General features: G+C 72.7%; 22 protein-coding genes and 1 pseudogene. 15 read left to right on the forward strand and 8 right to left on the reverse strand.

Annotated features, from left to right (window positions below):
• Positions 1-117: 117 nt before the first annotated feature.
• From ACIQMU_RS08295 to ACIQMU_RS08305, 3 genes are all read left to right on the forward strand, one after another.
• On the forward strand, positions 118-1,188 hold the full coding sequence (locus tag ACIQMU_RS08295; RefSeq protein ID WP_352238848.1) for a multicopper oxidase domain-containing protein: 1,071 nt from the start codon (positions 118-120) through the stop codon (positions 1,186-1,188).
• A gap of 435 nt (positions 1,189-1,623) precedes the next feature.
• Positions 1,624-2,418 carry a VOC family protein gene (locus ACIQMU_RS08300; protein ID WP_402688487.1) on the forward strand — a complete coding sequence of 265 codons (795 nt, stop codon included), beginning with the start codon at positions 1,624-1,626 and terminating at the stop codon, positions 2,416-2,418.
• A gap of 59 nt (positions 2,419-2,477) precedes the next feature.
• A complete protein-coding gene (locus tag ACIQMU_RS08305; protein WP_352238846.1) occupies positions 2,478-2,732 on the forward strand; it encodes a WhiB family transcriptional regulator in 255 nt (84 codons plus the stop codon).
• A 187-nt stretch (positions 2,733-2,919) separates the two neighbouring features.
• Here ACIQMU_RS08305 and ACIQMU_RS08310 read toward each other — a convergent pair whose 3' ends face one another.
• Together ACIQMU_RS08310 and ACIQMU_RS08315 are read right to left on the reverse strand one after the other, a co-directional pair.
• The gene (locus ACIQMU_RS08310) at positions 2,920-3,894 is read right to left on the reverse strand and encodes an acyl-ACP desaturase (RefSeq protein WP_352238845.1); all 975 of its coding nucleotides are present in this window, start codon (positions 3,892-3,894) and stop codon (positions 2,920-2,922) included.
• A gap of 178 nt (positions 3,895-4,072) precedes the next feature.
• Complete coding sequence (locus tag ACIQMU_RS08315) at positions 4,073-6,400, reverse strand: ATP-binding cassette domain-containing protein (protein ID WP_402688488.1); 2,328 nt, start codon at positions 6,398-6,400, stop codon at positions 4,073-4,075.
• 259 nt (positions 6,401-6,659) lie between these two features.
• Between ACIQMU_RS08315 and ACIQMU_RS08320 the strand changes: the two genes are divergently transcribed.
• Both ACIQMU_RS08320 and ACIQMU_RS08325 read left to right on the forward strand, forming a co-directional pair.
• Positions 6,660-7,736, forward strand: a complete 1,077-nt coding sequence (locus ACIQMU_RS08320) for a polyprenyl synthetase family protein (protein ID WP_402688489.1) — start codon at positions 6,660-6,662, stop codon at positions 7,734-7,736.
• Positions 7,737-7,921: 185 nt separating this feature from the next.
• On the forward strand, positions 7,922-8,995 hold the full coding sequence (locus tag ACIQMU_RS08325) for a polyprenyl synthetase family protein (protein WP_352238842.1): 1,074 nt from the start codon (positions 7,922-7,924) through the stop codon (positions 8,993-8,995).
• Between the two features lie 118 nt (positions 8,996-9,113).
• Here the strand turns inward: ACIQMU_RS08325 and ACIQMU_RS08330 are convergent, their stop codons facing one another.
• Together ACIQMU_RS08330 and ACIQMU_RS08335 are read right to left on the reverse strand one after the other, a co-directional pair.
• The gene (locus tag ACIQMU_RS08330) at positions 9,114-9,845 is read right to left on the reverse strand and encodes a hypothetical protein (RefSeq protein WP_402688490.1); all 732 of its coding nucleotides are present in this window, start codon (positions 9,843-9,845) and stop codon (positions 9,114-9,116) included.
• A gap of 147 nt (positions 9,846-9,992) precedes the next feature.
• Positions 9,993-10,412 carry an SsgA family sporulation/cell division regulator gene (locus ACIQMU_RS08335; RefSeq protein WP_352238840.1) on the reverse strand — a complete coding sequence of 140 codons (420 nt, stop codon included), beginning with the start codon at positions 10,410-10,412 and terminating at the stop codon, positions 9,993-9,995.
• A 206-nt stretch (positions 10,413-10,618) separates the two neighbouring features.
• Here ACIQMU_RS08335 and ACIQMU_RS08340 point away from each other — a divergent pair, with 206 nt between their 5' ends.
• The gene (locus tag ACIQMU_RS08340) at positions 10,619-11,806 is read left to right on the forward strand and encodes a WD40/YVTN/BNR-like repeat-containing protein (RefSeq protein ID WP_402688491.1); all 1,188 of its coding nucleotides are present in this window, start codon (positions 10,619-10,621) and stop codon (positions 11,804-11,806) included.
• A 38-nt stretch (positions 11,807-11,844) separates the two neighbouring features.
• Here the strand turns inward: ACIQMU_RS08340 and ACIQMU_RS08345 are convergent, their stop codons facing one another.
• Positions 11,845-12,714 (reverse strand): alpha/beta hydrolase, encoded by an 870-nt coding sequence (locus ACIQMU_RS08345; RefSeq protein WP_352238838.1) that lies wholly within the window; start codon positions 12,712-12,714, stop codon positions 11,845-11,847.
• Positions 12,715-12,770: 56 nt separating this feature from the next.
• Positions 12,771-13,067, reverse strand: coding sequence for a YciI family protein (locus ACIQMU_RS08350; RefSeq protein ID WP_352238837.1), 297 nt, complete (start codon positions 13,065-13,067; stop codon positions 12,771-12,773).
• Positions 13,068-13,151: 84 nt separating this feature from the next.
• Between ACIQMU_RS08350 and ACIQMU_RS08355 the strand changes: the two genes are divergently transcribed.
• The 3 genes from ACIQMU_RS08355 to mmpA all read left to right on the forward strand — a co-directional run bounded on the left by ACIQMU_RS08355 (position 13,152) and on the right by mmpA (position 14,580).
• Positions 13,152-13,844, forward strand: a complete 693-nt coding sequence (locus tag ACIQMU_RS08355) for an endonuclease V (RefSeq protein WP_352238836.1) — start codon at positions 13,152-13,154, stop codon at positions 13,842-13,844.
• Between the two features lie 73 nt (positions 13,845-13,917).
• Entirely contained in the window at positions 13,918-14,355 is a 438-nt protein-coding gene (locus tag ACIQMU_RS08360; protein WP_352238835.1) for a glutaredoxin domain-containing protein, read from the forward strand.
• 81 nt (positions 14,356-14,436) lie between these two features.
• Positions 14,437-14,580 carry a morphogenic membrane protein MmpA gene (gene mmpA, locus ACIQMU_RS08365; protein WP_352238834.1) on the forward strand — a complete coding sequence of 48 codons (144 nt, stop codon included), beginning with the start codon at positions 14,437-14,439 and terminating at the stop codon, positions 14,578-14,580.
• A 55-nt stretch (positions 14,581-14,635) separates the two neighbouring features.
• On the opposite strand, the gene ACIQMU_RS08370 is transcribed toward mmpA, so the two are convergent.
• Complete coding sequence (locus tag ACIQMU_RS08370; protein ID WP_352238833.1) at positions 14,636-15,826, reverse strand: saccharopine dehydrogenase NADP-binding domain-containing protein; 1,191 nt, start codon at positions 15,824-15,826, stop codon at positions 14,636-14,638.
• Between the two features lie 207 nt (positions 15,827-16,033).
• On the opposite strand from ACIQMU_RS08370, the gene ACIQMU_RS08375 reads away from it, so the two are divergent.
• The 4 genes from ACIQMU_RS08375 to ACIQMU_RS08390 are packed head-to-tail and all read left to right on the forward strand — an operon-like array spanning position 16,034 to position 21,803.
• Positions 16,034-17,179 carry a CaiB/BaiF CoA transferase family protein gene (locus tag ACIQMU_RS08375; protein ID WP_402688492.1) on the forward strand — a complete coding sequence of 382 codons (1,146 nt, stop codon included), beginning with the start codon at positions 16,034-16,036 and terminating at the stop codon, positions 17,177-17,179.
• 8 nt (positions 17,180-17,187) lie between these two features.
• Entirely contained in the window at positions 17,188-18,330 is a 1,143-nt protein-coding gene (locus ACIQMU_RS08380; protein ID WP_352238831.1) for an acyl-CoA dehydrogenase family protein, read from the forward strand.
• Positions 18,331-18,373: 43 nt separating this feature from the next.
• Positions 18,374-19,588: an acetyl-CoA C-acetyltransferase gene (locus tag ACIQMU_RS08385; RefSeq protein WP_352238830.1), complete on the forward strand. Its 1,215-nt coding sequence runs from the start codon at positions 18,374-18,376 to the stop codon at positions 19,586-19,588.
• Positions 19,589-19,631: 43 nt separating this feature from the next.
• Positions 19,632-21,803, forward strand: coding sequence for a 3-hydroxyacyl-CoA dehydrogenase NAD-binding domain-containing protein (locus ACIQMU_RS08390; protein WP_352238829.1), 2,172 nt, complete (start codon positions 19,632-19,634; stop codon positions 21,801-21,803).
• A gap of 24 nt (positions 21,804-21,827) precedes the next feature.
• Here ACIQMU_RS08390 and ACIQMU_RS08395 read toward each other — a convergent pair whose 3' ends face one another.
• Entirely contained in the window at positions 21,828-22,559 is a 732-nt protein-coding gene (locus ACIQMU_RS08395) for a MerR family transcriptional regulator (protein ID WP_352238828.1), read from the reverse strand.
• 130 nt (positions 22,560-22,689) lie between these two features.
• Here ACIQMU_RS08395 and ACIQMU_RS08400 point away from each other — a divergent pair.
• Both ACIQMU_RS08400 and ACIQMU_RS08405 read left to right on the forward strand, forming a co-directional pair.
• A pseudogene (locus ACIQMU_RS08400) lies at positions 22,690-22,956 on the forward strand (Appr-1-p processing protein); the annotation flags it as partial.
• A 119-nt stretch (positions 22,957-23,075) separates the two neighbouring features.
• On the forward strand, positions 23,076-24,038 hold the full coding sequence (locus ACIQMU_RS08405) for an oxygenase MpaB family protein (RefSeq protein ID WP_402688493.1): 963 nt from the start codon (positions 23,076-23,078) through the stop codon (positions 24,036-24,038).
• Positions 24,039-24,088: the final 50 nt, after the last annotated feature.

Below are 24,088 nucleotides of genomic sequence, written 5' to 3' on the forward strand. Positions count from 1 at the left end.
GAGTCCCGCGGTCCCTCACGTTCCGCAGTCCTCACGTTCCGCAGTCCCGTCCGTTCCGCAGTAGTCCCGTTCGTTCCGCCGTTTCGTCAGATCGCTCATCGCAGTGGGGAGTTCGCCATGGACCGAAGGACCTTCAGCCGACGGATGCTGGCCGGGGGCGCGGCGGCGGCCGCGACCGGGGTGACATCGTTGTCGCTCGGGGTGGTGGAGGCAAGCTCCGCCGAGCTCCCGCCGCGTACGGCCCCGGCCGGCGGCGTGGTGCGCCGACTGAAGATGTACGCCGAGAAGACGGCGGACGGCTCGCTCGGCTACGGCTTCGCGAAGGGCAGGGCATCGGTCCCCGGCCCCCTCATCGAGATCAATGAGGGCGACACGCTGCACATCGAGTTCGAGAACCTCACCGACGTCGACGCGAGTCTCCACGTCCACGGCGTCGACTACGACATCGCCAGCGACGGAACCCGGATGAACAGGAGCCACGTCGAGCCCGGCGGCACCCGGACGTACACCTGGCGCACCCACGCCCCGGGCCGCCGCAAGGACGGCACCTGGGAGGCGGGAAGCGCCGGCTACTGGCACTACCACGACCACGTCGTCGGCACGGACCACGGCACGGGAGGCATCCGCCAGGGGCTCTACGGGCCGGTCATCGTGCGCCGCAAGGGCGACATCCTGCCGGACAAGACCCTCACGATCGTCTTCAACGACATGACGATCAACAACAGGCCGGCCCACGAGAGCCCGGACTTCGAGGCCACGGTGGGGGACCGGCTCGAAGTCGTGATGATCACGCACGGCGAGTACTACCACACCTTCCACATCCACGGTCACCGCTGGGCCGACAACCGGACCGGCCTGCTGACCGGGCCGGAGGACCCCAGCCGGGTCATCGACAACAAGATCTGCGGGCCCGCCGACTCCTTCGGCTTCCAGTTCATCGCGGGCGAACGGGTGGGCGCGGGCGCGTGGATGTACCACTGCCATGTCCAGAGCCACTCCGACATGGGGATGGCGGGGCTCCTGCTGATCAAGAAGCCGGACGGCACGATCCCGGGCTACGAACCCCACCACGTGGCGGGCGGCGCGGAGCGGAAGTCCGAGGAGAAGAGCACCGGGAGCGGGAACGCCGGGGAGAAGGGCGCGGAGCAGGACGAGGTGGCGAAGGGGCCGACCGGGCACCAGCACTGATCCGTCGTGAGCCGGGCCCGCCGACGGAGGCCGGGCCCCGGCCACGGGTCACGGGGTGCCGTCGGCCGGCGCCTGGTCGGCGGTGCGCGCACCGACGCCGGGGAGCTGCCGGAGTTCGTGGCGGTGCGCGTTGGGGACCTGTCCGACCGTGCCGAACCCGCCTGTTCCAGCGCCCCGAGGCGCCCCGCCCCCGCCCCCGCCCGGCCGCCCCGCCCCCCGACGGCCGACGCGACGCGCCGGGCCAACGCTTCGCCCCGGCGCGCACACGCTGCCTACCCTGGGCCGCACGGCCGGCGTGCTCCACCGGCCGGCGGGCCGCCCCGGCCGGCCTCGCGCGCACTGCGGTGCTCGGGGCCCGGTGCCAGACTCGGAACGAGAGGAATGAAACCGGCAGCACGAGCAGCGCGACCATCCGGACCGACTGAGGAGCACGCCATGATCAGCCCGACCTTCCTCGACGGAGCGCCCAACTGGGTCGATCTCGGCACCCCCGACCTGGACGGGGCCACCGCCTTCTACCAGGGCCTGTTCGGATGGGGTCTGGTCCCCGGCGGCCCCGAGGTCGGCGGTTACGGGATGCTCACCCTGGACGGCCGGTACGTCGGCGGGATGATGACGGTGTCGGGGGCGGAAGCGCCGAGCGCCTGGTCGGTCTCCTTTCAGTCGTCCGACGTCGCCGCCACCGCGGCGGCGGTGGAGCGGGCGGGCGGCACCGCCGCGTTCGAGCCGATGGACGTCCTGGACTTCGGCAGCATGGGCGGCTTCAGGGACCCGGCCGGAGCGTACTTCGGTGTCTGGCAGCCGAAGGAGCACCCCGGCTTCGGCGTCGTCCAGGAACCCGGCTCGTTCCTCTGGGCCGAGCTGTACACCCCCGACGTCCCGGAGGCGGCGGCGTTCTTCCGCAGCGTCTTCGGCTGGGGAACCGACCAGCTGGAGGTGGAGGGCACCGACTACACCTACACCACGGTCCACCCGGCCGGCGCCGGTTCGGAGGCGTCGTTCGGCGGCCTGGTCCGGATGGGCGACGTGCCGTCCGAGGCCACCCGCGGCCCCCACTGGCTGCCGTATTTCACGGTGGCCGACGTCGACGCCACCGTGGCCGGGGCGACGCGGCTCGGCGGCACGGAGACCCTGACGGCCATGGAGGTGCCCGGGGTCGGCAAGATGGCCAACGTCGCCGATCCCTACGGTGCGGTCTTCGCGATCATGACGCCCGAGCCGAGGCAGTAGACGCGGGGATTGATGAATCGTTGATCGGTCGTTTATCGCCACCGGGCACCGTGGGGCCCATGCTGATCAACACCGTGACCGACGACGCACTCGCCTGGCAGGAGACCGCGTTGTGCGCGCAGGCCGGGCCCGAGTTCTTCTTTCCCGCCCCGGGCAGTTCGACCCGCGAGGCCAAGCAGTTGTGCAACGCCTGCGAGGGGCGTGTGGCCTGCCTGGAGTACGCACTCGCCAACGACGAGCGCTTCGGCGTCTGGGGCGGGCTGTCCGAAAAGGAGCGCGACCGGCTGCGCAGAGAAGGAGGCGGCCGGGGCTGAACGCCTCCGGACGCACCCACGCACCGCGACACCGCTGAGGCGATCGGCCCGGCGGCAGGATGACGAGCCGCGACAGGCGGTGCGCCCCGCCGCGGCCCGCCCGCGGAGGCGGCCGGCTCCCTCGCCGGCTCCGGGCACGCGACGTGGCGCACGCCGAGGCCGGCGTCGAGGAGCGGCGGCCCGGGGATCAGGCGCGGCCGCGCGCCGCCATGCGGGCCCTGCGGGCGGCCAGCTTCTCGTCGAACTTCGACGCCTCGCTGTCCAGCCCGCCCATGTACAGGCCGAGCTCCTCCTGGGCCTTCGCACCCTCCGGGCCGAGCCCGTCGATGTCCATGACCTTCAGGTAGCGCAGCACGGGCTGGATCACGTCGTCGTGGTGGATGCGCATGTTGTAGATCTCGCCGATCGCCATCTGCGCGGCGGCGCGCTCGAAGCCGGGCATGCCGTGTCCGGGCATCCGGAAGTTGACGACGACGTCGCGCACGGCCTGCATGGTCAGGTCCGGGGCCAGCTCGAAGGCGGCGCCCAGGAGGTTGCGGTAGAAGACCATGTGGAGGTTCTCGTCGGTCGCGATCCGGGCCAGCATCCGGTCGCAGACCGGGTCGCCGGACTGGTGGCCGGTGTTGCGGTGCGAGACGCGGGTGGCCAGTTCCTGGAAGGCCACGTACGCGACGGAGTGCAGCATCGAGTGCCGGTTGTCGGATTCGAAGCCCTCCGCCATGTGGGCCATGCGGAACTGCTCCAGTTTGTCCGGGTCCACGGCGCGCGAGGTGAGCAGGTAGTCGCGCATGACGATGCCGTGGCGGCCCTCCTCGGCGGTCCAGCGGTGCACCCAGGTGCCCCACGCGCCGTCGCGGCCGAAGAGGGAGGCGATCTCGTGGTGGTAGCTGGGGAGGTTGTCCTCGGTCAGCAGGTTCACCACGAGGGCGATCTTGCCGATGTCGGTGACCTTGGACTGGTCCGGCGACCAGGCGTCGCCGTCCTCGAAGATCCCGGGGAAGTTGCGCCCGTCGGAGAACGGCACGTACTCGTGCGGCATCCAGTCCTTGGCGACCTTGAGATGGCGGTTGAGTTCCTTCTCCACCACCTCTTCCAGCGCGTACAGCAGTTGGGCGTCGGTCCACGCCTTCGAACTGCCGAGGTGGGGAGAGGTGATCGTCACGGGGAGCTCCTGGGGACGGGAGAAATACCTACGGACTCGTAGGTTACGTGACCGTAGGTTAAGGCGACCGTAAGGCCAAATCCAAGCCCGTCCCGGCGAATGCTCGGTCACACAGGGTCATCCCCCCAGCTGGGGCGGTCCGCGAGGGCCTCCCCCGGGGCCCTCGCGGGGCCTCGTGTCACCCCGTGGAGACGAGGGGCCGCACCCCTGGATCCCGGCGCAGATACCGGGCGGTGACGGACGTCGGGTGCGCGAGCAGGCCGGTGGGCGTCCCCTCGAAGACCAGCTCCCCGCCTCCCTTGCCGCCGTCCGGGCCGAGGTCGATCACCCAGTCGGCCCTCTTGACCACCTCCAGGTTGTGCTCCACGCAGATCACCGTGTTCCCCGCGTCGACCAGCCGGTCCAGCAGCTCCACCAGCGTGCCCGTGTCCGCGAGGTGCAGTCCGGTCGTCGGCTCGTCCAGCACGTACACGCTGGAGGTGCGGTGCAGCTGTGTCGCGAGCTTGATCCGCTGACGCTCGCCGCCCGAGAGCGAGGAGAGCGACTGTCCCAGCGTGAGGTAGGTGAGGCCGACCGCGTCGAGGGTCCGCAGCCGCCGCAGCAGAACCGGGTCCTCGAACAGCCGCGATGCCTCCGCCGCGGTCATGTCCAGGACGTCCACGATCGACCGGCCGCCGACCCGGTGCTTCAGTACGTCGTCATGGAAGCGGCGGCCCTCGCACTCCGGGCAGGTCGTGGTCACCGGATCCATGAAGGCCAGGTCCGTCGAGATCGCCCCCCGCCCCGAGCAAATCGCACACGCCCCCGCGGAGTTGAAGCTGAAAAGCCCCGCGGCCACGCCGTTCTCCCGGGCGAACACCCTGCGGATGGCGTCCAGCGCGCCGATGTACGAGGCAGGGGTGGAGCGCGACGAGGCCGTGATCGCGCTCTGGTCGATCACCACCGCCTCCGGATACGCGTCCGTGAACACCCGTGACAAGAGGGTCGACTTCCCGGAGCCCGCCACCCCCGTCACCGCGGTCAGCACCCCGGCGGGAAACGACACGTCCAGGCCCTTGAGGTTGTGCAGCTCGGCTCCGTACACCGGGAGCCGGCCGGTGGGGGTGCGGACGGCCTCCTTGAGCGGGGCGCGCCGGCGCAGAGACCGGCCGGTGAGGGTGTCCGCCTCGCGCAGACGCTCGAAGGACCCCTCGAAGACGATGTGACCGCCGTCGGAACCGGCCCCCGGTCCCATGTCGACCACGTGGTCGGCGACGGCCATCACATCCGGGTCGTGCTCGACGACCAGCACCGTGTTGCCCTTGTCCCGGAGCCGCACCAACAGATCGCCCAGCCGTCCCACGTCGCGCGGGTGCAGGCCGACGCTCGGCTCGTCGAAGACGAAGGTCAGTCCGGTGAGGGAGCTGCCCAGGTGCCGCACCATCTTGAGCCGCTGGCCCTCGCCGCCCGACAGGGTCGAGGTCTCCCGGTCCAGGCTCAGGTAGCCGAGCCCGATGCCGACCAGCCGCTCCAGCCGCTCCCGGGCGGCGGCCGCGACGGGCCCGCCCACGGGATCACCGATTCGTTCCAGGACGCCGACGAGGTCGGCGACCTCCATCCGCCCGTAGTCGGCGGGCGAGAGGCCGTCGATCCGGGTGGCGAGCGCCGCCGCGTTCAGCCGCGCCCCGCCGCAGGCGCCGCACACCCGTTCCACGGTGAACCGGGCGGCGGCCTCACGCCGCTTCTCGGAGAGCGAGGTGGTGTCGCGCTTGAGGTACAGCCGCTCGAAGCGGGTCACGACCCCCTCGAACTTCATGTCGGCCGAGGCCGTCCGCATGTCGACGCGGACGGTGAACCCCGAACCGTGCAGCAGCAGTCGGCGCTCCTGTTCGCCGAATTCGGCCAGCGGCAGGTCGTTGTCGAACCGCCCCGACCCGCCGTAGAGATTCCACTCCCAACTGCCGACCGACAGGCCGGGCAGCAGCAGCGCCCCCTCGTTCAGCGACTTCGACCAGTCGATCGCCCGGTCGAGATCCAGGTGGACCGTGCGCCCCACCCCGTCGCACTCCGGGCACATCCCGGCGGGATCGTTGAACGAATAGGCGGTCGCCCCGCCCGCACTCGGGGTCCCGCACCGGGAGAAGAGCACGCGGAGCACCGACCAGATGTCGGTCGCCGTGCCCACCGTGGAGCGGATGTTCCCGCCCAGCGGCTTCTGGTCGATCACGATGGCCACCGACAGGTCCTCGACGGACTCGACGTGCGGCCGCTCGTGCTTGGGCAGCCGGTTGCGGAGGAACGCGGTGAAGGTCTCGTGCAGCTGCCGCTGCGACTCCACGGCGATGGTGTCGAAGACGACCGAGGACTTGCCGGAACCGGATACACCGGTGAAGACGGTGATCCGGCCCTTGGGGATCCGGAGGGAGACGTCGCGCAGATTGTTCTCGCGCGCGCCGGTGATGACGATGTCGCGGTGCGTGGAGCCGGGGGCGTCCGGCTCCGCGCCGTACTCGGAGAAGCGATCCATGAGGGCGACGCTAGGCGGAATAGCAGACAGCTCCTGTCGCCTTTTCCCCGCGATGTCGAAGAAGCGGTTCGGCGGTGCCGATGTGCGTGCTCTTCAGCGGAGTGGATCGTTGGATCGGTCATGCGGAACACCTGGGTGACCCGGCCGGTCAGCGGCGCTCGTCGTCATCGATGCCCTGTCCCGGCGCGCGGCCGCAGCGCTCACCTCGTCGCTCCCGCCTCCCCGGGCCGGCGCCCGCGCGGGGAGGGGTGGTGAGCCGGTGACGTCGAGTGTGGTCGACGCGCAAGCGGTCGACCTGGGCGTGGTGCGGCAGCAGGTCGACGCGGTGCTGGAGGACTTCCTGGCGGAGAAGGACCGGGCGGCGGCCGTCCGGGGGCACCCGCCGGAGGTGGTGCGGACCGTGCGCGACTTTCTGGCGGCGGGCGGGAAGCGGATCCGGGCCCTGCTGTGCGTGGTGGGCTGGCACGCCGCCGGCGGTCGCGGGGACCCGGCGTCGGCGGTGCGGGTGGCGGCGTCGCTGGAACTGTTCGTGGCGTTCGCTCTCATCCACGACGACATCATGGACGACTCGGTCAGCCGCCGCGGCCGGCCCGCGGTCCACCGGGTGATGCGTGCCCGGCTCGGGGAGGGCGTGCGGGCCGAGCGGCTCGGCGCGGGCGGCGCGCTGCTGGTGGGGAACCTCGCGTTGATGTGGGCCCAGGAGCTGTTGCACACCGCCCGGCTGGAACCGGGGCGGGAGCGGTCGGTGCACGGACTGTACGACGCGATGCTGGAGGAGGTGATGTACGGGCAGTACCTGGACGTCATGGGGACCGGCCGGGGCGCTGACGACATCGAGGCGGCCCTGCGGATCGTCCGCTACAAGACCGCCACCGCGACGATCGAGCGGCCTCTGCAGCTGGGGGCCGCCGTGGCCGGAGCCGGTGAGGCGGTGATGGACGCCTTCAGCAGGCTGGGGCTGCCGCTGGGAGAGGCGTTTCAGCTGCGGGACGACCTGCTGGACGTCTTCGGCAGCCCGGACGGATCCGGCGCGCCGGGCCTGGGCGACCTGCGAGAGGGCAAGCGGACCGTCCTGCTGGCACTGGGGCTGCGATCGGCCGACCCGCGCCGGCGGGAACGGCTCGGCCACCTCGTGGGCCGTGCCGACCTGGGGGAGTGCGGAGCGGCGGAGATCCGGGACATTCTGCGGGCGACGGGGGCGCGGGAGGAGACCGAACGGATGATCACGGACCGCTACACGCACGTGCTGCGCGTCCTGGACGAAGCCGGTTTCCCGCCGGCCGCGGACCGTGCTCTTCGGGGCCTGGCGGCCAAGGCCACCCGGTACACCTGCTGACAGCGGCAGCGAGGGCGAGTCAGACCCGAGAGCGAGTCCGGATCCGGCTCCGAGCGTGCGTCCGGCTCCGGCCGGGGGCCCGGCCCCGCCCGCGAGCCGGACCCCGAGCGCGGACCTCGGGAACCGGCCGTTATCGTCGCACCTCTACCCGGCGCCGCCCGATCCCCGAGCAGGAAGCAGGTGTCATGACCCAGCAGCAGTTCCTTGAGCGTGTCGACGGATACGAGCGTTGGTTCAACACGCTGTTCGAGGAGTACTTCGCCACGGTGGGCACCGCTCTCGACATGCCGTCCTTCAGCCGTTTCACCCCCGAGTGCCTCGGCCTGCTGCGGGAGTTGTCCCTGCGGGGCGGGAAGCGGATGCGCGTCGTGCTGCTGCACGAAGCGGCGCGGCTGGTGACGGACCGCCCCCTCGCGGGGCTGGACGCCGCCGCGCTGAGTATCGAGCTGCTCCAGACCCACGGCCTCGTGCACGACGACCTCATCGACGACAGCCCCGTCCGGCGCGGGGGCCCGTCCACCTACTACGCCTACCGGCACCGGTTCCCCGGCCATCCGCGCGCGGCCATGGGGCTGACCGTACTCGCGGGAGACCTGGCCCTGGCCCTGTCGTTGCGGGTGCTGCTGGACGCGAAGGTGCCGACCGGGGTCCGGCAGTCCATGATCGAGGTGCAGACCCGGGCGGCGGCCGACACCTTCGTGGGCCAGATCATCGATCTGGAACGCGACTTCGCCGACGCGCCGGACGAGGAGGTCCTGCACAGCGTGGCCGACCACAAGTCCGCCCGCTACTCGATCCTCGCCCCCCTGCAGCTCGGCCTGCTGGCAGCCGGCGAGCAGCCGCGGCTCTTCGAGAAGGAACTGCGGGAGTACGCCCGGCTGGTGGGGATCTGCGGGCAGCTGCGCGATGACTATCTGGACCTGTTCGGGGACGCGGACACCATGGGCAAGCCGACCGGCACCGACCTCCGCGACGGCAAGCACACCTACACCGTCCGGGCCCTCCTCGCGGCCGTCGACGACGCCGAGCGGCGCGTGGTGGACGCCGCCCTCGGCGACGCCTCCTGCACACCGGAGACGATCGCCGCCGTCCGCGAGATCGGCGAACGCCGCGGCGTGGCGGACCACCTGCGGGCGGACATGCACCGCTACGCGCGGCAGGCGTCCGCGGTGGCCGCCGGCTGGCGTCCGCGCTGGCGGGAGGAGGCGGTCGGCTTCTTCGAGCAGCTGCCGCTGTGGAGCGTCGAGCGGTCCAGGTGACCGGCGACCGCTGTCAGCGCCGGGGCCGGCGGCACCGACGCGGACGCACACGCTGATCGTGCCGCCGCCGGCCGCGGGGCGATAGCGGGATCCGGGCCGGCGAGCCGCTCCGTCCGGCTCACCCCAGGAGCGCGTACCCGGGTGCGCCGACCGCCGCGCCGATCAGCATGCCGACGACGACCTGGCCGACGGTGTGGCAGCGCAGCCGGACGCGCGACCAGCCGATCAGCGCCGTCAGGGGCGCCAGTACGAGGGTCCAGGGGCCGAAGACCGTCACGAGGACGACGAGGGCCGCCGAGGCGACAGCCGAGTGCACCGACACCTTCCAGAAGAAGGTGACAGCCAGCAGGACCAGCAGGACGCAGACCATCGCCGTCACCAGCGCCGTCACGGCCGCCGGAGCGTCACCCACGTACAGCAGCGCGGTGCCCGTGAGGACGCAGGCCATCACCCAGGGGGCCGCCGCCAGGCGGTCCTGCCTGCGCCGCACACGCCGGTCGCCCCAGTAGCGGCGCCGTTCACCGAAGCGGAGGAACAGTGTGGGCAGTACCGCCGTGAACAACGCGGCCGATGCTCCCCAGGCGAGGCCGGGCCGGCCGTCGGCGTGCCGGCCCAGCAGCGGGGCCAGCACGAGCATCCAGTTGCGGGGTTCGCCCGCGTCGCTGAGCAGCCACGCCCAGCGCGCCTGACCGCGCGGCACCGGCTCCGGGCCGTCCTGCTCCCGGCTGTCCGGCTCCCGGACATCGCGCTCCCGGCCGTCCGGTTTCTCCGTGTCCGGCCGGGCGGGTCCGCCGGCGGAGGAGGACGTGACGTCAGGTGGAGCGGGAGACGCCTGTTCGGACTGCGACATCGGTCCCGCCCTTCCGCGTGGGGTCGTCGCCGTGCGCGGCGCCGGCAGGCGAACGACGGGCTCGCCCGGCGGGTCACGGCACGACCGGCGGACCCGCGCGGTGGACGGTTCCCGCGCCGCCGCCCGGACGGGAGGAAGAGCACGGGGCTACGGCCGGGGACCGCCGAGCAGATCGCTCAGACTCCGGTCCAGGTCCAGGTACCGGTGCTCGTCGCCCACCGGAACCAGCTCCTGCGCCCGCTGGAGGAAGTGCCGCAGCTCCTCCGTACGCACATGGACCATGGCGATGCCCTCGGGGGCGTGGAACTCCAGGACGGTCCGCTCGTATCCGAACGGCCGTACGCGCACGTCCCCCTGCCCGGCGGGGGACTCCACTCCGGCGGTCAGCAGCTCGCGGGAGAACTCCCAGGACACCTCGGTGCCTTCGAGGGTCGCCGGGGCCGGGAACGCCATGCGTACGGCGAAGGGGCACTGGCGGTCGTACTGAAGGGTGGCGGGCAGGGTTTCCATCCGCGGTGCGGACGCGACCATGCGGGCCTGCACGGACTGCTCGATGACGCTGGACAAGACCTGCTCCCTCTCGCGGCTGGGTGAACGGCTCCCGGCACTGGAGTAGACGACGGAAATCCTCGTTTCGTGCACCGGCGCGCGGAGTGAGCTGCGTCACCGGCTTCCGCCGGCCCCGTCCGACCCTCCGCGCCCCCCGCACTCCTGCCCGCTTCGCGGCGACGCACCCTGGACGGGCGCGAACGCGTGGGCTAGCTTCCAGCGCCATGAAGGCCATGGGGAACACGAGACGGCTGATCGCACTGATGACCGGCGGCGCGGCCCTGGCCGCCGCTCTGGTCGCACCGGGCGCACACGCGTCGCCGACGGAAGCCCCGGCCGGGACGCCGGACGGGGACGGTGTGTCCCGCGAGGCGGGAGCCCGCGCACTCCTGCCCGGCTGGAAGCTCACCACGACCGGCGCCGACGCCCGCTTCCGGGGGCTCGCCGCGGTCAGCCGCAGCACCGCCTGGGTCGCCGGGTCGAAGGGCACGGTCCTGCGCACCGGCGACGGCGGCCGCTCCTGGCGCGACGTTTCACCGCCGGGCGCCGCCGGACTGGAACTGCGGGACATCGAGGCGTTCGACGGCCGCCGGGCCGTCGCCCTGGCCATCGGCGAGGGCGAGGCGTCCCGGGTCCTGCGCACCGACGACGGCGGAGCGACCTGGACCGAGTCCTTCCGCAACACCGATCCCCGCGCCTTCTACAACTGCCTGACCTTCTTCGACAGCCGGCACGGCCTGGCGGCGGGCGATCCGGTGGACGGGAAGTTCCGGGTCCTGTCCACGGCGGACGGCGGCCGTTCCTGGCGGGTCCTGCCCGATACCGGGATGCCCGCCGCCCAGCCGGGCGAGGCCGGCTTCGCGGCGAGCGGCCAGTGCCTGGTCAGCTCCGGCCCCGAGGACGTCTGGCTCACCACGGGGGGAGCGGCGACCGCTCGCGTCCTGCGCTCCCGCGACCGCGGCCTGACCTGGACGGCGAGCGCGTCGACGATTCCGGCGGGCGACCCGGCCCGCGGGGTCTTCGCCGTCGCCTTCCGCGACCGGGGACACGGCATCGCCGTCGGCGGCGACTACCGGCCCGGCCAGGTCTCCCCGGAGGCCGCCGCCGTCACCGGGGACGGCGGCCGGACCTGGCGGGCGTCCGCCACCCCGCCGCCCGCCTACCGCTCCGGCGTCACCTGGCTGCCCCACAGCCGCTCCGCCGCCCTGGCCGTCGGCCCGACGGGCACCGACCTCACCCTGGACGGCGGACGCACCTGGCGGACCGTCGACTCCGGTTCGTACGACACCGTCGACTGCACGCCCGATCTGAGCTGCTGGGCGGCGGGCGAGAAGGGGCGGGTGGCCCGGCTGGGGCTCCGCGGGGGGCCCATGGCGGCCTCCGGGGAACCCTCCGGCGTGCGGGCGCGGTAGCGGCGGCCGGGCACCACCGCCACCGTACGGGGCGTGACCTACGCGGCGCCGTCGAGTACTTCCCGCAGCCGGTGTCCGAACGCGTCCGGCTCTCCCGGATAGCCGAACTCACCGTCGAGGAAGCCGCCGTGATGGCTCGGGAAGACGGACACCCGCTGCCCGAGCAGTTCGGCGGTCGCGACGGACGTCCGACCGGTCTGCACGCTCCGGGACTCCTCGCCCACGGCGATCACCACACGGGTGGCGGCGGCGGCGAGGGCGTCGACGTCCGGCCGGTAGTCGCTGATCGCCCATGACCGGTCGGACAGCAGCGGGTCGCCGCGCGTCCCGTCGTCCTCGGTGGGCATGCCGAACGCGGCGGGATCGGGCTCGGGCTGTGCGAAGTACGCGTCGGTGAACTCGCCCTCCCACGAGGTCATGGCGACGAACGCGGCCATCCCGGCCCCCCACCCCCGCTTCTCGTAAGCGTCCCGGACCCGGGCCCGCGCCCGGACGGCCGCCGGGCCGTCCGGGGTGAGCGTGATGAGCGGCGGCTCGTGCGCGACGAGGGTGGTCACATCACCGGGGTGGCGCGCCACGAGGGCGAGAGCGGTGACCGCTCCGCCACTGCTCGCGAACATCTCGACCGGCCCGGCCCCGAGCGCCTCGATGACGGCGTGCACGTCATCGGCCTGGGTCTCCGGCGTGTGATCCACCCGCCCGTCCGTACGGGTGCTGCGGCCGAGACCGCGCGGGTCGTAGGTGATGACGGTCCGTTCGGGGAAGCGCGCCGAGAGCGCGGCGAACCCGGTGGCGTCCATGGGCTGTCCGATCATGAACAGCGGGGGGCGGCCGTCAGCGGTGGGCAGGGGGCCGCGGACATCGTGGACGAGGTCGGCGCCGGCCGTCTTGAGTGTGTACGTCTTCATACCCGTGCAGACCGGCCCCGCCCCGAAAAGTCATCGGTCCTGCGAGTATCCGCCCGTCATGGCGAGCGCTGCCGGTACGGAGCCAGTGCGGGCGCCGTCCTGGTGGCGATGAACTCCGTGATCCGGTAGGCGCAGACACCGTGCGTGGCGAAGGGATCGGCTGCCGCGATCCCCTCGATGGCCGCCCGGTCCTCCCCGACGGCCAGGATCACCCCGCCGTCCCGGGGGTTCTTGCGGCCCGAGGCGATGAAGACGCCCGCCGCGTACTGCTCGTCGAGCCAGGCGATGTGTTCCGCCATCAGCGCGTCGGCGCGCTCCACCGGAGCCGTGTAGGTCAATTCGAGTACGAACATGATCGTCAGGCTACGGGAGGGCCCTTGGGCCGCGCCGCACACCGCGTGACGGGCGCGGGCCCGTCACGGCATAAGCTTCCCGACATGACGAGCTCCTCCACCCCCGCCCACGAGACCCCCGCCGACGAAGCCGAGGGCCGGGCGATCCAGGACCGGCTGCGGGACCGGGTGATCCTGGACGAGGCGGGGCCGGAGCCCGGAACGGGGCTGGTCACCGGGGTGGACGTGGCCTACGACGAGGAGAAGGACGTCGTCGTCGCCGCGGTGGTCGTGCTGGACGCCGTGACGCTGGAGACCGTCGACGAGGCCACCGCCGTCGGAGGGATCACCTTCCCGTACGTCCCCGGACTGCTGGCGTTCCGGGAGATGCCGACGGTGCTGGAGGCCCTGGAGGGGCTGACGGTCGACCCCGGCCTCCTCGTGTGCGACGGCTACGGGCTGGCGCACCCGCGCCGCTTCGGACTCGCCAGCCACCTGGGTGTGCTCACCGGGCTGCCGTCGATCGGCGTCGGCAAGAACCCGTTCACGTTCACCTACGAGGCGCCCGGCCCCCGGCGCGGTGACTTCTCCCCGCTGCTGGACGGCGACGAGGTGGTGGGCCGGGCGCTGCGCACCCAGGAGAACACCAACCCGGTGTTCGTCTCGGTGGGCCACCGCGTCGGCCTGGACAACGCCTGCGCCCACACGCTCCGCCTCGCCGGCCGCTACCGGCAGCCGGAGAGCACCCGCCGGGCGGACGCCCTGTGCCGACAGACCCTGCGGGAAGCGACCGCCTGACGCGGGCCGTACCGGCTCCGGGCGGGCCGGCCCCCCCGATCGGCGGGCCCGCGCGACGATAGCGTGCGTCGTCATGACACGTGTGTGGATGCTGCCGGCCCTGTTGGTGCTCAGCGGTGCGGTCCTCGCGACGGGGTCGGCCCTCAGGGGCGCCCCCGTCATGGCGGCCGTGACCCTGCTGCCGTTCGTGCTGTTCGCCGGCCTGAACTCGCCCCTGGTCTTTCCGCGTCCGGTCTCCGCCGCCGAGGCCCGCCGCCGCAGCGCGGCCGACGGCCGCCCCGTCGTCTACTGGCGGCCGGGCTGCACCTTCTGCCTGCGGCTCCGCCTCCGCCTGGGCCGCGACGCCTCCCGCCTGCACTGGGTCGACATCTGGCGCGATCCGGCGGGAGCGGCCGTGGTGAGGGCGGCCAACGGCGGCGACGAGACCGTGCCGACCGTCGTCGTGGCGGACCGGCCCCACGTCAATCCGGACCCCGCGTGGGTGCGCGGACAACTGCCGCCGCCCGCCTGACGGGGAGGGGCGTGGAACAGTCCTGCAACTGAGTACGCGTACGGATGGCGTAAATCTGCCCGGCTGGGCAGGCTGAAACGTATGAACACCTCTCGCACAGTCATCCGCACAGCGCCCCTCGATCCCGCTCAGCGCCGTGCGGTGCTGGGCGCCCTCCTCGGCGGCGGCGTCGGACTCGTCTGGCTGGGAGCGATGCTCTACACGCTGGTGAACTGGGCGCTCTAGGCTCATCGCCGCAACCGCGGCCAGGCCGGCGCGGGGCCCCGGCCCCGGAGGTGCGCTACCGCACCGCCGCCACCCGGAACCGCAGCCCGGCCGCAGTCAGCCGTTCCAGGAGCGCGTCACCCATGGCCACCGCCGTGGTCACCTGCCCGGAGGTCTCCGGCAGCTCGTCCAGGGCCAGGCACAGCGCCGACTCGGCGAGGATCTTCGCCGTCTCGCCGTAACCCGGGTCGCCTCCGGACACCTCGGTGAAGACCCGCCGCCCGCCTCCCTCGCCGACGAAGCGGACGGTGAACCAGCTCCGCGCGCGGCGTGCCTCGTCCGGCCCCCGCCCCGCCTCGTAACGCCTCATCAGCCACTCCCGTACGCCCTCCACCTGCGCGGCGGCCACCAGCGCGCCGACCGCCACCGGAGCGCCGAGGGCCATCGGCAGGGTCGTGACCGAGGCGAAGTGCCGGTAGCGGAAGTCGGGGCCGTACCGCTCCAGTGCTCGTGCGGAGCGGCCCACGATCGTCGGGTCCACCGTCGGCAGCGGCAGCGCCCACGCGCCGGTGGAACCGCTGAAGTGCGGGGGCCCGGCCGGGACGCGGACGCGCCGGCCGACCAGGCGCGGCTCGTGCAGCCGGCGTTCCCGTGCGGCGGCCAGCATCTGCCGACCCCGGCCCATCGCGGTCAGCGCCGAGGCCAACGTACCGCCGGAGAGGGTCGCGTCGGTGCGGACGAAGCCGTCGACGGCCAGCGGCACATCGGCGGGCAGCTGCTTGACGGTGAAGTACGCCCCCAGGTCGTGCGGCACGGAGTCGAAGCCGCAGGCGTGCACGAGGCGCGCCCCCGTCTCGCGGGCCCGTGCGTCGTGCTCCAGGTACGTCCGGTCGATGAACTCCGCCTCCCCGGTGAGGTCGGCGTAGTCCGTCCCGGCCTCGGCGCACGCGGCGACGAGCTTGTCGCCGTACCGGGTGTACGGCCCCACCGTCGTGGCCACCACCCGGGCGGAGGCGGCGAGTGGGGCCAGCGCCCCGGGATCGTCCGCGTCGGTCTCCAGCAGCGGCAGTTCCGCGCAGTGCGGTGTGATCGCGGTGAGCCCCTCCCGCAGTTTCTCCAGCTTGGCCCGGTTGCGTCCGGCCACCGCCCAGCGGAGGCCGGCGGGTGCGTGGGCCGCCAGGTACTCGGCCGTGAGCGCTCCCACGAAGCCGGTGGCGCCGAAGAGGACGAGGTCCCAGGGGCGTGTCGCGTCGTTCTGCCTGTTCACGAGTACCTCCGCTGGGAGCCGGTGCCGACGTGGCAGGCAGAGGGTAGCGGAGGGCGCGGTGGGGGCGTGCGGCCGGGCGGGGCGGATGCGAGAGGATCGGAGCGAAGAACTAAGCGCTTGCTCGGCCCAAGGGGTTGTGCGGAGCCGGACACCTTCTTAGCATCACTGATGTTACATCGGTTGTGTCACATACTTGGGGGCTCACAGATGGCGCATGGTCCAACGCCCGGCCACGGTCCGCTGACCGGTGTCCGGGTCGTCGAACTGGCGGGCATCGGCCCCGGACCGTTCGCCGCGATGCTGCTGGCGGACCTCGGGGCCGACGTCGTACGCGTCGACCGGCCCGGCGGCGCCGGACTGGGCATCGACCCCGCGTACGACCTCACCAACCGCAACAAGCGCTCCGTTCTTCTGGACCTCAAGAGCGACGAGGGGCCCGCCCGCGTCCTGGACCTCGTCCAGCGCGCCGACATCCTCGTCGAGGGCTACCGCCCCGGCGTCGCCGAACGCCTCGGCGTCGGGCCCGACGCCTGCCTCGCCCGCAACCCGGCCCTCGTCTACGGCCGGATGACCGGCTGGGGCCAGGACGGGCCGCTCGCCGACCGCGCCGGGCACGACCTCTCCTACATCGCCCTCGCCGGCACCCTGTCCATGATCGGCAAGCCCGACGAACCGCCCACCGTCCCCGCCAACCTGGTCGGTGACTACGCGGGCGGCTCGCTCTACCTCGTCGTCGGCGTCCTCGCCGCCCTCCAGCACGCCCGCGCCCACGGCGAGGGCCAGGTCGTCGACGCCGCCATCGTGGACGGCGCCGCCCACCTCGCCACGATGATCCACGGCATGCTGGCCGCCGGGAGCTGGCAGGACCGGCGCGGCGCGAACCTGCTGGACGGCGGCTGTCCGTTCTACGGCGCCTACGCCACGTCCGACGGCGGCCACATGGCGGTCGGCCCGCTGGAGCCCCAGTTCTACGCGGAGTTCGTCGCCCTCCTCGGCATCGCGGACGCCTTCCCCGACCGCTGGGACCTCGCCCGCTGGGACGAGCTGCGCGCCGCCGTCACCGAGCGCTTCCTGACCCGTACGCGCGCCGAGTGGACCGAGGTGTTCGACGGCACCGACGCCTGCGTGGCCCCCGTGCTCTCGCTCCGCGAGGCGCCGCACCACCCGCACCTCGCCGCCCGCTCCACCTTCGTCGAGCACGGCGGCCTCACCCAGCCCGCCCCCGCCCCGCGCTTCTCGGCCACCCCCGTCTCCGTGCGCGGCGGGCCCGCGCTGCCCGGCGCCGACACGGCCGCCGTCGCCGCCGACTGGGACGTACCGGGGCTCCGGCGCGACTCATCCGACACCCCCTAGGAGACCCCGTGCAGCGGCAGATCTTCACCGAGGAGCACGAAGCGTTCCGCGAGACCGTCCGGGCCTTCCTGGCCAAGGAGGTCCTTCCGTACTACGAGCAGTGGGAGCAGGACGGCATCGTCGCGCGCGAGGCATGGCTCGCCGCCGGGCGCGCCGGGCTGCTGGGCCTCGCCGTCCCGGAGGAGTACGGAGGCGGCGGCAGCGACGACTTCCGCTACAGCGCCGTCCTCGCCGAGGAGTTCACCCGGGCCGGGGCCCCCGGACTCGCGATCGGCCTGCACAACGACATCATCGGCCCCTACCTCACCGGTCTGTCCACCGACGAGCAGAAGCGGCGCTGGCTCCCCGGCTTCTGCTCCGGCGAGACCATCACCGCGATTGCGATGACCGAGCCGGGCGCGGGCTCCGACCTCCAGGGCATCCGCACCACCGCCGAGGACAAGGGCGACCACTGGCTGCTCAACGGCTCCAAGACCTTCATCTCCAACGGCATCCTCGCCGATCTGGTCGTCGTCGTCGCGAAGACCACTCCCGGGGGCGGGGCCAAGGGCCTGTCGCTGATCGTCGTCGAACGCGGGGCGGAGGGCTTCGAGCGCGGCCGCAACCTCGACAAGATCGGCCAGAAGTCCCAGGACACCGCCGAGCTGTTCTTCAACGACGTCCGCGTCCCCAAGGAGAACCTCCTCGGCGAACTCGACGGCGCGTTCATCCACCTCATGACCAATCTGGCCCAGGAGCGCATGGGCATAGCGGTCGCCGGAATCGCCGCCGCCGAACACCTGCTGGAGATCACCACCCGGTACGTCAAGGAGCGGGAGGCATTCGGACGCCCCCTCTCCAAGCTCCAGCACATCCGCTTCGAGATCGCCGAGATGGCCACCGAATGCGCCGTCACCCGAGCCTTCCTCGACCGGTGCATCGTTGACCACTCCGACGGCGTCCTGGACGCCGTCCACGCCTCCATGGCCAAGTGGTGGGCCACCGAACTGCAAAAGCGCGTCGCCGACCGCTGCCTCCAGCTCCACGGAGGCTACGGCTACATGAACGAGTACAAGGTCGCCAAGGCGTTCACCGACGGCCGCATCCAGACCATCTACGGCGGCACGACCGAGATCATGAAGGAGATCATCGGCCGCTCGCTGCTCGCCTGAGCCCCCGTACCGGGCCGACAACCACCCTCGAAAGGCAGCTGTCTTGAGTACCGAAGCATTCGTCTACGACGCGATCCGCACCCCCCGCGGCCGCGGCAAGGCCAACGGCGCCCTGCACGGCACCAAGCCGATCGACCTGGTCGTCGGCCTCATCCACGAAATGCGGGGCCGCTTCCCGGACCTCGACCCGGCCGCCATCGACGACATCGTCCTCGGCGTGGTCAGCCCCCTCGGCGACCAGGGCTCCGACATCGCCCGCATCGCCGCCATCGCGGCGGGCCTGCCCGACTCCGTCGCCGGGGTCCAGGAGAACCGCTTCTGTGCCTCCGGCCTGGAGGCGGTCAACCTGGCCGCCGCCAAGGTCCGGTCGGGCTGGGAGGACCTCGTCCTGGCCGGCGGCGTCGAGTCGATGTCCCGGGTGCCGATGGGCTCCGACGGCGGCGCCTGGGCGATGGACCCGATGACCAGCTTCGAGACCGGCTTCGCCCCGCAGGGCATCGGCGCCGACCTCATCGCCACCATCGAGGGCTTCAGCCGCCGCGACGTCGACGAGTACGCCGCCCTCTCCCAGGAACGCGCCGCCGCGGCCTGGAAGGAAGGCCGCTTCGCCCGCTCGGTCGTCCCGGTCAAGGACCGCAACGGCCTCCTCGTCCTCGACCACGACGAGCACCCCCGCCCCGGCACCACCGCCGACTCCCTCGCCGCGCTCAAGCCCTCCTTCGCGGGCATCGGCGAGATGGGCGGCTTCGACGCGGTGGCGCTCCAGAAGTACCACTGGGTCGAGAGGATCGACCACGTCCACCACGCGGGCAACTCCTCCGGCATCGTGGACGGCGCGGCCCTCGTCGCCATCGGCTCGAAGGAGGTCGGCGAGCGCTACGGCCTCACCCCTCGCGCCCGCATCGTCTCCGCCGCCGTCTCCGGCTCCGAGCCCACCATCATGCTCACCGGCCCCGCGCCCGCCACCCGCAAGGCGCTCGCCAAGGCCGGACTCACCATCGACGACATCGACCTGGTCGAGATCAACGAAGCCTTCGCCGGAGTCGTCCTGCGCTTCGTCAAGGACATGGGGATCTCCCTGGACAAGGTCAACGTCAACGGCGGCGCCATCGCGCTCGGCCACCCCCTCGGCGCGACCGGCGCGATGATCCTGGGCACGGTCATCGACGAACTGGAGCGCCGCGACCAGCGGTTCGGCCTGGTCACCCTCTGCGTCGGCGGCGGCATGGGCGTCGCCACCGTCGTCGAACGCATCTGACCGTCCCGCCCCGGCCACCTCTGCCTACGGAGAAGACACCGACATGACCGAGAGCACGACCATCCGCTGGGAACAGGACGAGACCGGCGTCGTCACCCTCGTCCTCGACGACCCCGACCAGTCGGCCAACACGATGAACCAGGCGTTCAAGGACTCCATCGCGGCCGTCGCGGACCGCGCCGAGGCCGAGAAGGACTCGATCCGCGGCATCATCTACACCTCCGCCAAGAAGACCTTCTTCGCGGGCGGCGACCTCAAGGACATGATCAAGGTCGGCCCCGGGAACGCCCGGGACGCCTTCGACGCCGGCAACGCGATCAAACACTCGCTGCGCCGCATCGAGACCCTCGGCAAGCCCGTCGTCGCCGCCATCAACGGCGCGGCCCTCGGCGGCGGTTACGAGATCGCGCTCGCCTCCCACCACCGCGTCGCCCTCGACGCGCCCGGCTCCCGCATCGGCCTGCCGGAGGTCACCCTCGGCCTGCTCCCGGCCGGCGGAGGCGTCACCCGGACCGTACGCCTCATGGGCATCGCCGACGCCCTGCTCAAGGTGCTCCTCCAGGGCACCCAGTACACCCCGTCGCGCGCCCTGGAGAACGGCCTCGTCCACGAAGTCGCCGCCACCCGCGAGGAGATGATCGACAAGGCCCGCGCCTTCATCGACGCCCACCCCGAGTCCCAGCAGCCCTGGGACGTCAAGGGCTACAAGATCCCCGGCGGCACCCCCTCCAGCCCGCGCTTCGCCGCCAACCTGCCCGCCTTCCCGGCCAACCTGAGGAAGCAGCTCGGGGGCGCGCCGATGCCCGCGCCGCGCAACATCCTCGCGGCGGCCGTCGAGGGCTCCCAGGTCGACTTCGAGACCGCCCTGACCATCGAGGCCCGGTACTTCACCGAGCTGGTCACCGGCCAGGTCTCCAAGAACATGATCCAGGCGTTCTTCTTCGACCTCCAGGCCGTCAACTCCGGCGCCAACCGGCCCAAGGGCGTCCCCGAACGCCCCGTCCGCAAGGTCGCGGTCCTCGGTGCCGGGATGATGGGCGCCGGCATCGCCTACTCCTGCGCCAAGGCCGGGATCGAGGTCGTCCTCAAGGACGTCTCCGCCGAGGCGGCCGCCAAGGGCAAGGCGTACAGCGAGAAGCTGCTCGCCAAGGCCCTCTCCCGGGGCCGCACGACCGAGGCGAAGCGCGACGAACTGCTGGCCCGGATCACCCCCACCGGCGAGGCGGCCGATCTGGCGGGCTGCGACGCGGTGATCGAGGCCGTCTTCGAGGACACCGCCCTCAAGCACAAGGTGTTCCAGGAGATCCAGGACGTCATCGAGCCGGACGCGCTGCTCTGCTCCAACACCTCCACCCTCCCGATCACGGTCCTGGCCGAAGGCGTCTCGCGCCCCGTCGACTTCATCGGGCTGCACTTCTTCTCACCCGTCGACAAGATGCCGCTCGTCGAGATCATCAAGGGCGAACGGACCGGCGACGAGGCGCTCGCCCGCGCCTTCGACCTGGTGCGCCGCATCAAGAAGACGCCGATCGTCGTCAACGACTCGCGCGGCTTCTTCACCTCGCGCGTCATCGGCCAGTTCATCAACGAGGGCGTCGCCATGGTCGGCGAGGGGGTCGAGCCCGCTTCCATCGAGCAGGCCGCCGCCCAGTCCGGCTACCCGGCCAAGGTGCTCTCCCTGATGGACGAGCTGACCCTGACGCTGCCGCGCAGGATCCGCGACGAGACGAAGCGCGCGGTTCAGGAGGCCGGCGGCGCCTGGCCCGGCCACCCCTCCGACGAGGTCATCGACCGCATGGTCGACGAGTTCGGCCGCCCTGGACGCAGCGGCGGCGCGGGCTTCTACGACTACGACGAGGACGGCAAGCGGGCCCGCCTGTGGCCCGGGCTGCGCGAGCACTTCACGAAGCCCGACGCCGACGTGCCCTTCGAGGACATGAAGGAGCGGATGCTCTTCTCCGAGGCCCTGGACAGCGTCCGCTGCCTGGAGGAGAACGTCCTCATCTCCGTCGCCGACGCGAACATCGGCTCCATCATGGGCATCGGCTTCCCGCCGTGGACCGGCGGCGTCCTCCAGTACATCAACGGGTACGAGGGCGGCCTGCCCGGCTTCGTGGCCCGCGCCCGGGAACTCGCCGAGCGCTACGGCGACCGCTTCCTGCCGCCCGCGCTGCTGGTGGAGAAGGCGGAGAAGGGCGAGACCTTCCACGACTGACGCTCCCGTGCGCCGCGTTCACCGTCACTCGGCGGTGAACGCGGCCCGCAGCTCCTCCTTCAGCGACCGCTGGAACGCCGTCACCAGGGCCTGCACCACGATCGGCTGCATATCGGCGGACAGCGACTTCATCGCCGCCACATGCTCCGGATCGCCCTCGCGCTCCCGGTAGGGATTCCACACCTCGTCCCGGAACAGCCGGGTCATCTCCTGCGCGGCCGAGCGGGTGTGTTCCAGCAGAACGGTCCGCGCCGCCAGGATCGTCTCGTGCGCGATCGGCACGTCCAGCAGCTCCACCCCGAGCCGCAGCAGCCCCGGATCCACCCGGTGCTCCCCACCGGGGTCCTCCGGCCGCACCAGCACCCCCATCGCGGCCAGCCGCTCGACATCCGCCTCCGACAGCGCCCGCCCGGCCCGCCGCTCAAGCTCGGCCCGGGAGAGGTCCTCGGCCCCGTCCGGAGCCCAGGACGCGACGAGGGCCCGGTGGATCGCCAGGTCGTGGGCGCTCAGGTCGGGCGGCAACTGTTCCAGATAGCGTTCGATCGCGGCCAGCGTCATGCCCTGCCGCTGGAGCTCCTCGATCAGCGCCAGCCGGGAGAGGTGGTCCGGACCGTAGTGCCCGACCCGGCGGGGCCCGATGACCGGGGGCGGCAGCAGACCCCGGGTGCTGTAGAACCGCACGGTGCGCACGGTGACCCCGGCGCGCGCCGCCAGCTCGTCCACCGTCAGCGTCGGCTCGTCGGTACCCGTCGCCATCTCTGCTCCCCGCCGTCGCGTCCCGTGTCGGACAGTGCTGGTGTCTCACCATCGCTGTGAAAGTGTCCGCCACCGGGGCTGCGCCGTCCACCCCGGGCCCGGTGTCAGTGGCGGACCGCACGGTGGGGCCATGTCGGAGATCGTCTGTGTACGGGGGGACGCCACCGCCCCGCAGGGCGAGGGCGCCAAGCTGATCGTCCATGTCCGCAACGACCTGGGCGGCTGGGGCGACGGCTTCGTGCCGGCCCTCTCCCGCCGCTGGCCGGAGCCCGAGGCCGCCTACCGGCGCCGGCGCCGGGAACGCGCGAACAACGACTTCGCCCTGGGCGCGACGCAGTTCGTGCCGGTGGGACCCCGCCTCCGGGTGGCCGACATGATCGGCCAGCGGGGTGTCCGCTGAGCGGCGTCACCGGCGGACCCCGGCCCCGCCCCCACCGCCCGTCCACACGCGAGAGACCATGGAGGGAAGGGGACGGGCAGCGCACGGCAGGCCCGCCGGAAGCGCGGGAGCATCGGATGAGCAGCGCGGAGGACGCCGCGAAGGAGCGCCCTGCGGACGGCACGCGGCAGCGCCCGCCCGGCCGTGCCGGCGAGCCGGCGCCGGACCCCGGCCGCGACCCCGAGCCGCCCGCGCCGGGCGGGGTGCTCTGGAGCCTGTCCGGAGACATCCGCGCCCTGCTGATGCTGCCCGCCGCGCTCACCCTCCAGGTCGCGCACCCGGCCGTCGGGGCGGGCGTCGACGAGCACTCCGTCTTCCGTACGGACCCGTGGGGGCGCGGCGAACGCTCGCTGCGCTCGCTCCAGCTCTGGGTCTACGGCGGCGCGGAGGCCGCCGAGGAGGGCCGCAGGCTGCGCCGCCTGCACCGCACCATCCAGGGCACCGACACCCGGGGCCGCCGCTACCACGCCCTGGCGCCGGCGAACTACGCCTGGGTGCACGCCACCGGCTTCCCCGTCTACCGGCACGCGGCCCGCTATCTGATCCGGCCCATGAGCCCCGCCCAGGAGCGCGCCCTGTACCGCGAGTGGCTCCAGGTCGGCCGGGTCCTGGGCATCCACGACCGGGACATGCCGGGGACCATCGAGGAGTTCTGGCCCTACTACCACCGGATGCTCGCCGAGGAGATCGAGGCGACCGCCGTCGTCCGTGAACTGGTCGCCACCGACCTGCCCGTACCGCCGCCGGACCGGGGGCCGTGGCCGCTCCGTACGCTGCTGCGGGCCGTATGGCCGGTGCTGCTGCCGCCGCTGGCCCGCTTCCGGCGCTTCGTCACCATCGGGCTCATGCCGCCCGACGCCCGTGCCGCCATCGGGCTGCCGTGGAGCGCCGGCCAGGAGAAGCGGCTGCGCCGGATGTGCGCGGTCCTGCGCGTGGTCGTTCCCGCACTCCCGGAGCGGCTGCGCTACCTGCCCCGGGCACGGGCGGCCCGCGCCACCGTGCGGGCCGCACGAAGGCCCGGGGGCGTCCGGCACGGCTGAGCCCGCCGGCCGGTCGTCCCGCGGCTGCCCGGCCCCGGCGAGGACGCTCG

It is taken from the genome of Streptomyces sp. NPDC091649 (assembly GCF_044756785.1).
Lineage (GTDB): Bacteria > Actinomycetota > Actinomycetes > Streptomycetales > Streptomycetaceae > Streptomyces.

Coding starts and splice junctions, on each gene's coding strand:
- ACIQMU_RS08340 (WP_402688491.1), top strand. CDS start 10,619: ATGAAGGCCATGGGGAACACGAGACGGCTGATCGCACTGATGACCGGC.
- ACIQMU_RS08375 (WP_402688492.1), top strand. CDS start 16,034: ATGGCGCATGGTCCAACGCCCGGCCACGGTCCGCTGACCGGTGTCCGG.
- mmpA (WP_352238834.1), top strand. CDS start 14,437: ATGAACACCTCTCGCACAGTCATCCGCACAGCGCCCCTCGATCCCGCT.
- ACIQMU_RS08315 (WP_402688488.1), bottom strand. CDS start 6,400: ATGGATCGCTTCTCCGAGTACGGCGCGGAGCCGGACGCCCCCGGCTCC.
- ACIQMU_RS08305 (WP_352238846.1), top strand. CDS start 2,478: ATGCTGATCAACACCGTGACCGACGACGCACTCGCCTGGCAGGAGACC.
- ACIQMU_RS08300 (WP_402688487.1), top strand. CDS start 1,624: ATGATCAGCCCGACCTTCCTCGACGGAGCGCCCAACTGGGTCGATCTC.
- ACIQMU_RS08350 (WP_352238837.1), bottom strand. CDS start 13,067: ATGTTCGTACTCGAATTGACCTACACGGCTCCGGTGGAGCGCGCCGAC.
- ACIQMU_RS08330 (WP_402688490.1), bottom strand. CDS start 9,845: ATGTCGCAGTCCGAACAGGCGTCTCCCGCTCCACCTGACGTCACGTCC.
- ACIQMU_RS08405 (WP_402688493.1), top strand. CDS start 23,076: ATGAGCAGCGCGGAGGACGCCGCGAAGGAGCGCCCTGCGGACGGCACG.
- ACIQMU_RS08355 (WP_352238836.1), top strand. CDS start 13,152: ATGACGAGCTCCTCCACCCCCGCCCACGAGACCCCCGCCGACGAAGCC.
- ACIQMU_RS08325 (WP_352238842.1), top strand. CDS start 7,922: ATGACCCAGCAGCAGTTCCTTGAGCGTGTCGACGGATACGAGCGTTGG.
- ACIQMU_RS08390 (WP_352238829.1), top strand. CDS start 19,632: ATGACCGAGAGCACGACCATCCGCTGGGAACAGGACGAGACCGGCGTC.
- ACIQMU_RS08360 (WP_352238835.1), top strand. CDS start 13,918: ATGACACGTGTGTGGATGCTGCCGGCCCTGTTGGTGCTCAGCGGTGCG.
- ACIQMU_RS08395 (WP_352238828.1), bottom strand. CDS start 22,559: ATGGCGACGGGTACCGACGAGCCGACGCTGACGGTGGACGAGCTGGCG.
- ACIQMU_RS08345 (WP_352238838.1), bottom strand. CDS start 12,714: ATGAAGACGTACACACTCAAGACGGCCGGCGCCGACCTCGTCCACGAT.
- ACIQMU_RS08295 (WP_352238848.1), top strand. CDS start 118: ATGGACCGAAGGACCTTCAGCCGACGGATGCTGGCCGGGGGCGCGGCG.